Raw genomic sequence first — 8,323 nt, forward strand, 5'->3', positions numbered from 1 at the left:
AGAAAATCAATGCAATATGTTCATCTGTTATTTATGGACCAAATGCTTCTGGAAAAACGAATATCATAGGTGCTATGGATACTATGAGATCTATAGTACTTAGAGGAAATATATTAAATGTTAATGATTCCTATCCAAATGCAGCAGCTAATTATCTGGAGTTGATTCCTAATAATAAACTTACAGAAAGAAAACCTGTTAAGTTTTTTATTTCATTTACTGAGAAAGGGTATCATATAGAATACTCATTTTCAATGAACGTTGGTTTCTTTTTAGAAAAAGATTTTAAGCGATATATTGAACGAGAAATATTAAGGATTAATGGAAAAAAGATATTTGATCGTAGTCTTGAGAGTTTTGAATTAAATTATTCTAAAAAAATATCTGAATTACTAGATATAAATTTTAAGGAATCTATTGATTTGCATGATGTGTTACTTAACAGTCTTAATGATAGTGAACTATTTTTAATGAATGGTTTTAAGTTGATTATTTCCAGAAAAATAGTTGAATTGATACAAAACTGGTTTAAAAATAAATTCATGGTTATATATAAGGCAAACGCTATCGAGCTAATTCGTAGATTTGAAGATACAGATTCTCCAGGATTCTATGTTGAAAAAACAACTAATGAAGCAGCTAAAATATTTGGTTTAAACTCAAATGCAGTAGGTTATATGGTTTCAGATGAAGATCAAAAAACAAAATTATGTTCTGTTTTAGATGATCAAAGTTCAGATAAGAAAGTTATCATTAATGCTAAGACATTTGAGTCGTATGGAACGATAAGATTTATCAATTTATTTCCTCTGGTTATAAAAGCTATGTATACAGGTGGAACGTTAGTTATAGATGAATTTGATGCTTCCATTCATCCTATGGCTTTGATGAATATTATTAATATATTTCATGACGATGAGATCAACATTAATCATGCGCAGTTGATTTTTGATACACATAATCCTATTTTTTTGAATTCTAACCTGTTTAGAAGAGATGAAATAAAGTTTGTTGAAAGAGATGAAGATAATTTTAAAAGTGATTTATATTCTTTATCGGATTTTGGAACTTCAGGTACAAGTGGTGTAAGAAAAAATGAAGATTATATGAAAAACTACTTTATTTCACGATATGGTGCAATCTCTGATATAGATTTTTCTCCTGTATTTAGAGAATTGATTTCTAAAAAAAGAGAGGATTGATATGGTAAAAAAATATACTAATAAATATTATTTCAGTGTCGAAGGTGAAACTGAAAAGTGGTATCTTGAGTGGCTAAGAGATCGTATTAATGAATTGGCTGAATCTCGCTATAAAGTAGCAATTGACTGCAAAGTGGAAAAAGATCCATATAGACGTGCGAAAAAATGACTATTGCAAGCAAAACGGAAATTTGGCATTTATCAGATTACGAAAGTAATGATGAATTTCATGTTCAGCAATTTAAGCGGACTATTGATAATTTGAAAAAGGCTTCCAGTATAGGAAAGAATATAGTTTATAAATTTGGCTATAGTAATTTTACATTTGATTTATGGATTATATTACATAAAATGGATTGTAATGGTCCAAAAACTGATAGGAAGCAATATATTAATTCAATTAATAGAGCGTATAACAAGCATTTTTTAAGCATGGATGATTATAAGCATTATGATCATTTTAAGAGTTGTTTAGAACAGTTAAACATTGATGATGTAAAAAAAGCTATAGAACGATCAAAACATATTATGCAATCTAATCAGGCTAATGGATATCAGTTGCAAAGATATAAAGGTTATAGTTTTTATAGGGAAAATCCTTCTTTGATGGTATGGGAAGTTGTTGAAAAAATATTAAAAGACTGCAATTTAATATAGAAAGGAAGGAATTGAATGGAAAGAATCCACCTGTAGAGAACCTGATAGCTAAAGAGGTTTTGCCAAGTTGACCTGGTAGAAAATACAGGCGACATGTCAGGCCAAAGACCGTCGTATATTTTAACTACAGATATAACTAACATATTTATTTTAACCCTTGATAGATATAGTTTTAAAACTACACTTTTTTAGCTTGAATAAAAATAAAACCGGGAGTAAATATATTTTCTATATAACTCCCGGTTAAATTATTGACATCTTAACTTAATGATATTGGTTGCTAGACAACTTTTTTAGCGATTATCAATTTTTTCAGGATAAAGATCGTGATTGGCTAAGCGATTAAAAGCAATCTCTTGCCATTTAGTATTTTCTTTACCATAGTTGCAATAAGGATCGATTGAAATACCACCACGAGGAGTGAATTTACCCCAAACTTCAATATATTTTGGATCCATTAGTTTGATCAAATCTTTCATGATAATATTGATACAATCCTCATGAAAATCACCGTGATTACGAAAACTAAATAAGTAAAGTTTTAATGATTTACTTTCTACCATCTTTTTATTAGGTACATAACTAATGTAGATCGTAGCAAAGTCTGGTTGTCCTGTAATGGGACATAGGCTAGTAAATTCGGGACAGTTGAATTTAACAAAATAATCATTGTCAGGATGTTTATTGTCAAATGTTTCCAATACTTCTGGGGCATAATCATCTTTATAGATGGTATTTTTACTTCCTAGTAAGGTTAAGTTATCGTTCATGTTTTCCTCCTAATAAGGGGTCAACGACTCCGTTTTTTAAAAATGCTTCCTGGCGGTCTAAACAAGTGCCACATTTACCACATGGCTGCTCGTTTCCTTCATAACATGACCAGGTTAATTGATAAGGAACGTTCAATTCTAATCCGATTTTAACGACATCGGCTTTGCTGAGGTTTACAAAAGGGGCTTTGATGTAAAGCTGGTGACCGCTGCCTTCATAAATAGCCTGATTCATCGCTTCATTAAAAATATCACTACAATCAGGATAGGCATTACCAGCTGCATCATCACTATGAACACCATAATATATAACATCACATTTTTTAGAAAGAGCGATACTGGCAGCACTTGAAAGAAATAAACCATTTCTAAAAGGAACATAAGTTGATACAGGTTTTCCTTCATTATTTTCTAATTGTTTAGTGTAGCTTTGATGCGGGATGGATTGATTAGAGTGATCTAATAAAGAACAATCGCTATAAACAAAGATCTTGGCTAAATCTAAATATAAATGTTCTATCTTATAATAGTTGGCAATATTTTTAGCAGCTTCAATTTCTTTGTTATGTTTCTGGCCATAACTGATCGAAAGAGCAATTACATTATCTTTTCCATATTCATTAATTGCCATTGCAAGTGCGGTAGTAGAATCCAAACCGCCACTAAATAATACTAATGCTTTCATCATATTCTCCTTACTGTAAATAAATTTGTAGACTAGGATCGTCTTTAAAACGGCCGGTTAGTGTCCTGGTAATCGACGAGGTGTTTACTTTTTGAATTCCTCGAGCACTCATACAGCTATGTTTACCATTAATGATTACAGCAATATCTTGACTGCCAGTAATCATTTCCATGATTTTAGCAATATCACTGCCAATTCTTTCTTGTAACTGTAATCTACGGGCAACCATATCAGCAATTCTAGCGATTTTACTTAAGCCAATTACTTTGCCGCTAGGAATATAGGCAACAGTAACTTTCATATCATACATTAATGCTAGATGATGTTCACAATAACTAAAAATATCAATATCTTTAACAACGACAATTTCCTGATTAGCGAAATCAAGATCATCACTAAAGGTTTTATCAAACATTTTTGCAATTTCTTCATTACTATAATTCATTCCCGCAAAAACTTCTTGATACATCTTGGCTACTCGTTTAGGCGTATCAACTAAGCCTTCACGGTTAGGATCATCACCTAAAGCTTCAATAATTTCATATATACATTTTTCTATTTTTTTCGTATCAATCATTTTAGACACCTCTTAAATTAGGATCCCAAATATATTTATGCATTTGTAATTGTAAAGTAATATCATTTAAATTATTTTCAATCATATATACAACAATTTCTTGAGGATCAATTTGATTAAAGATGGGACTAAAATAAACTTTAGCTTTAGTAGTTAATTGATGCTGGTCGATGATCGCTTTAGCGCGATTTAAATCTTCTTTATTTCCCACGACAAATTTAACTACATCATCTTTTTCTAAATAATCAAAATTACTTAGTTTCATCGTTGCTTCCATATTACTTGATGGTAGTTTATAATCGAGGGTAAATAGCGGTCTGGTTTCGTTGATAAATGGTTGTATATCTACCGAACCGTTAGTTTCGATTTCAACTGAGTAATTTAAAGCAATTAATTTAGAAATTAAAGTGTTGATATTTGGTTGTAATAAAGGTTCACCGCCAGTTAAAGTGACATTTTTAACTTTGGTTTCATTTAAATAATTAATAATTTCTTCATCACTTAAAGTAGTAAATACAGCATCTTGACTATTGGCATACTGACTATCACAATAACTGCAATTTAAATTACAGCCTTTAAAACGGATGAAAACAGCAAGCTGACCACTGCGGCTGCCTTCACCATTGATGCTGACAAACTTTTCAACTACTGGATACTTATTCATCATGACCTCGATAACTAGCACAGTTATTAGGAGTTTCATAGACATCAACACAATCAAGAGTGTATTTGTCAGCTAATAACTGATAAATATGTTTAGCTAGATTTTCAGCGGTTGGACGAAATGGTAAAGTAATGATGCGAAAGTTTTCATCAATTAAAGCCTGATACAGTTTATTTGATAAACTGCCTGTTTCAATAATTAATGCATGATCAAAATGATCAGTAATTGTTTTTAAATCATTTTTTAAGTCTTTAAAATCAACGATCATTCCTTCATTTTGATCATCAGTTTGTAATGTTTGGCTTTTGATCGTTACCACCACTTTCCAGCGATGACCGTGAATATTAGCACATTTACCTTGATAACCATGAAGAAAATGAGCGCTGTCAAAACTTTGGTTAGTTTTTAAATAATACATTTTTTCCTCCAATCTCATACCATCAATAAAAAAAGTAGGCGTACTCAAGCCTACTTTTAACAACAATATAAAAAAGTATGCCCTAGTTTTATTTAAAGACAGGATGGTACAAACGAACTGTCTACGTTAATCTTAATTGATTTTAGTGATTTGTCAAGGGATGGAAAGGTAGAAATAAGCAAAAAAATGTAAAGAAAAGTTAAGAATTTGTTAACAATATTTGCTTTATGTTAATTTTATGTTAAAGTAACGTTTGTAAAGGGGGAAAAAAGATGGAACTTACTGATATATTTAGTTTATTAGGTGGGTTGGCATTATTCTTATACGGGATGACGATGATGTCTAACGGCCTAGAACTAGCTGCTGGAAACAAAATGAAATCAATCTTGGAAAAATTAACTGCCAATCGTTTTATTGGTGTTGCCGTGGGTGCGTTAATTACAGCAGTTATTCAGTCATCATCAGCAACTACAGTTATGGTTGTTGGTTTTGTCAATTCGGGATTAATGTCGCTTGAACGAGCAGTTTGGATTATTATGGGTGCTAATATTGGTACAACGATTACGGGACAATTGATCGCTATTGATATTACGGCCTTAGCACCATTAATAGCTTTTATTGGTGTTGCATTAATTGCTTTTTTCAAAAGCAAAAAGCTTGATGCTTTTGGAACAATCATCGGTGGTCTTGGAATCTTGTTTATGGGAATGGAAATAATGTCAGGGGCAATGGAGCCACTTAGAGATTCACCAGCATTTGTAGAAATCGTTTCAACATTTAAAAATCCATTAGTTGGTATTTTAGTTGGAGCTGGATTTACTGCTTTGATCCAAAGTTCATCAGCTTCAGTAGGGATTTTACAAGCACTGGCAAAAAGCGGTGTTATTACATTAGATTCAGCAATCTATGTTTTATTTGGACAAAATATCGGAACTTGTATTACAGCGGTATTAGCTAGTATTGGGACAGGTAGAAACGCTAAAAGAACAACGATTATTCATTTATCATTTAATATCATTGGGACAATCATATTTGTAATAATTAGTTTAGTTACGCCATTTGCAAGTTTTATGGCATCACTTACACCAAGTAATATACCAGGGCAAATTGCTAATGTGCATACAGTATTTAATGTTGTTACCACAATTCTTTTACTTCCATTTGGTGCTTATTTAGTTAAACTTACATATCTAATTTTACCTGAAAAAGAAGGTTTAGAAGACAAGATGGCAGTAAAATATTTGGATCCATCAGTATTTACTAATGATTATTATATTGGTCGTAGTGCGATTGTAAATCGTCAGTTATTTAACGAAACACAAAATATGTTAGCGACAGTTCAAAAAAATGTGCAGCAGGCTTTTGAATTGATCACAGATTATGATGAAAGTAAATATGAAAACATTTTAAAATATGAAGAATATATTGATTATTTAAACAAAGAAATCATTCAATATACAACGACAGCGATTTCTTCAGAATTCCCAGTTGAAGAATCACAATCAATTGGATTATTCTTAAAAACAGCAGGAGATCTTGAACGAGTAGGTGACCATGCTATTAATATTGCTCAAAGGGCTAAAAGCTTATATGAAAATAATGAGCATTTCTCTGATGAAGCAATGGAAGAAATTACGAAAATGAATGAAATGACGAAGAAAATATTAAGTAAATTAAATGTCTTAGAAAGAGAACAGCTTCGCCATATCATTGAAAAAGTTGATGTAATTGAAGAAAATATTGATGAAGTAGCTCGTAAATTCTCGTTAAATCAATTAAGAAGATTACGTGATAAAAAATGTACCCCAGAACATAGTGCTTTGTTTACGGAAACTTTGATTGATTTTGAAAGAATTGGTGATCATGGTTTAAATATTGCAGCTGCTTTTGATAAAATTAAAGAAGAATTAACAATGATGAGTGCAGACTAGGTTTAACTAGTCTGTTTTTTTGAATAAATATTTCAAAAATATAATCTATTTATAAGAATAACTGCAATCATCCACCAATTGCTTTGATAATAATTGAATAAAGTTTGTATTTTTGTAAAATATGTTTAAAAATAAGGTGCTAAAAAAGAAGGTGAAAGAATAAATTGGCTTATTAAAATCAAGATTATTAGTAAAGTTAAAGTGTGGCGGACGGGTAATAAACAAACTTAAAGATATTTATTTTATCCTCCCTAATGTTTTATAAAAGTTTCTTTTCTTATTGATAAATATTTTGAAAAAAGATTATGGTTTGTTTAAAATATAGTTGGGTGAATAAAAATGATCATAGATAAAATGCAATCATTATCAAATTTAACTTTACAAGAGCAGGCAGTGGTTGATTATGTTCTAGCTAATCCTGATGCAGTGTTAAACATGAATGCTACACAGTTAGCTAAAGCTAGTTATACAAGTGCTTCAACAGTTATTCGTTTGTGTCAGAAATTAGGGACAGGAATTAATGGTTATTTAGATTTTAAAGTGATTTATGCTAGCGAATATTCGCAAATGGTTAAATTAAATCAGGCTTTATCAAAAAAACCAATTTCTAAAGACATGAGCATTGATGATACCATTGATATAGTGCCTTTGCTGTATACAAAAATTTTTGAACAAACAAAAAGTTATCTTGATCGTAATGTGCTAATTCGATGTGTAAATTATATTAAAACTTCAAAATGTGTAGATATTTATGGAAATGGATTAAACTTTGATATTGCTAATATCGCTTGTTATAAATTAATGGATGTAGGGATTGACGGTCATGCTTTTAATTGTGCTCATTGGGAATATATGAAACGAAATCAGTTAACTAATAACAAGCCATTTAATATTTTAATATCGCATACTGGAAAAAATCCGGCAATTTTAGATATTGCCAAAAGATTGAAAAGATATCAGCATAAAACATTATGTATTTGTGGAGCTGGAGAAAGTGATAAGTTAGCTAAGCTTTGTGATGAAACGCTATTAATAAAAACAACGCCTTCAACTCTAACTTATTCAAATACGGTCTTTTCAATGTCAACAATTTATATTTTAGATATTATCATGAGTTGTATTTTATCCACAAAATATGACGAATTAAATAAAAGAGAAAAAACAATGGAAAAAGAAAGAAAAGGATGGTAAGGACAAGATGACAAGAAGTTTCCCGGAAGGATTTTTATGGGGTGGAGCAACAGCAGCCAATCAGGTTGAAGGTGGCTGGAAGGAAGGCGGAAAGGGTATTTCGGTTTCTGACTGTGCTCGTTCACATTTAGATGTAGATGTTCAGGATTACGCTAAACATAATGAAATTACCAGTAAGGATATTGAAGCGGCTTTAGCTACTGATGATGAATCACTATATCCTAAACG

Annotated in this window: 11 protein-coding genes; 6 read left to right on the forward strand and 5 right to left on the reverse strand. The window is 31.0% G+C overall.

Annotation, left to right across the window (positions count from 1 at the left end; all coding sequences use genetic code 11):
* The 3 genes from J7M77_RS13005 to J7M77_RS13015 all read left to right on the forward strand — a co-directional run.
* The coding region (locus J7M77_RS13005; RefSeq protein WP_296879266.1) for an ATP/GTP-binding protein at positions 1–1,202 on the forward strand (1,202 nt) is incomplete at its 5' end.
* Between the two features lies 1 nt (position 1,203).
* Positions 1,204–1,371, forward strand: a complete 168-nt coding sequence (locus J7M77_RS13010) for a hypothetical protein (protein ID WP_296879268.1) — start codon at positions 1,204–1,206, stop codon at positions 1,369–1,371.
* Entirely contained in the window at positions 1,368–1,859 is a 492-nt protein-coding gene (locus J7M77_RS13015; protein WP_296879270.1) for an RloB domain-containing protein, read from the forward strand. Before J7M77_RS13010 ends, J7M77_RS13015 begins: the two co-directional genes overlap by 4 nt.
* Positions 1,860–2,152: 293 nt before the next feature.
* Here the strand turns inward: J7M77_RS13015 and queF are convergent, their stop codons facing one another.
* From queF to queD, 5 genes are read right to left on the reverse strand one after another with little or no spacing between them, the layout of a single operon-like run.
* Positions 2,153–2,629, reverse strand: a complete 477-nt coding sequence (queF, locus tag J7M77_RS13020) for a preQ(1) synthase (RefSeq protein WP_296879272.1) — start codon at positions 2,627–2,629, stop codon at positions 2,153–2,155.
* Positions 2,619–3,314 carry a 7-cyano-7-deazaguanine synthase QueC gene (gene queC, locus J7M77_RS13025; protein ID WP_296879274.1) on the reverse strand — a complete coding sequence of 232 codons (696 nt, stop codon included), beginning with the start codon at positions 3,312–3,314 and terminating at the stop codon, positions 2,619–2,621. The genes queF and queC overlap by 11 nt, the downstream gene beginning before the upstream one ends.
* Before the next feature lie 10 nt (positions 3,315–3,324).
* Positions 3,325–3,891, reverse strand: a complete 567-nt coding sequence (folE, locus tag J7M77_RS13030) for a GTP cyclohydrolase I FolE (protein WP_296879275.1) — start codon at positions 3,889–3,891, stop codon at positions 3,325–3,327.
* 1 nt (position 3,892) lies between these two features.
* The gene (queE, locus tag J7M77_RS13035) at positions 3,893–4,555 is read right to left on the reverse strand and encodes a putative 7-carboxy-7-deazaguanine synthase QueE (protein WP_296879277.1); all 663 of its coding nucleotides are present in this window, start codon (positions 4,553–4,555) and stop codon (positions 3,893–3,895) included.
* Positions 4,548–4,973: a 6-carboxytetrahydropterin synthase QueD gene (gene queD, locus J7M77_RS13040; protein WP_296879279.1), complete on the reverse strand. Its 426-nt coding sequence runs from the start codon at positions 4,971–4,973 to the stop codon at positions 4,548–4,550. Before queD ends, queE begins: the two co-directional genes overlap by 8 nt.
* A 272-nt stretch (positions 4,974–5,245) precedes the next feature.
* Here queD and J7M77_RS13045 point away from each other — a divergent pair, with 272 nt between their 5' ends.
* From J7M77_RS13045 to J7M77_RS13055, 3 genes are all read left to right on the forward strand, one after another.
* Positions 5,246–6,904 (forward strand): Na/Pi cotransporter family protein, encoded by a 1,659-nt coding sequence (locus J7M77_RS13045; protein ID WP_296879281.1) that lies wholly within the window; start codon positions 5,246–5,248, stop codon positions 6,902–6,904.
* 339 nt (positions 6,905–7,243) lie between these two features.
* Entirely contained in the window at positions 7,244–8,095 is an 852-nt protein-coding gene (locus tag J7M77_RS13050) for a MurR/RpiR family transcriptional regulator (RefSeq protein WP_296879283.1), read from the forward strand.
* A 7-nt stretch (positions 8,096–8,102) separates the two neighbouring features.
* The coding region (locus J7M77_RS13055) for a family 1 glycosylhydrolase (RefSeq protein ID WP_296879285.1) at positions 8,103–8,323 on the forward strand (221 nt) is incomplete at its 3' end.

This window comes from Thomasclavelia sp., assembly GCF_017889095.1.
Taxonomy (GTDB): Bacteria; Bacillota_I; Bacilli_A; order Erysipelotrichales; family Coprobacillaceae; genus Thomasclavelia.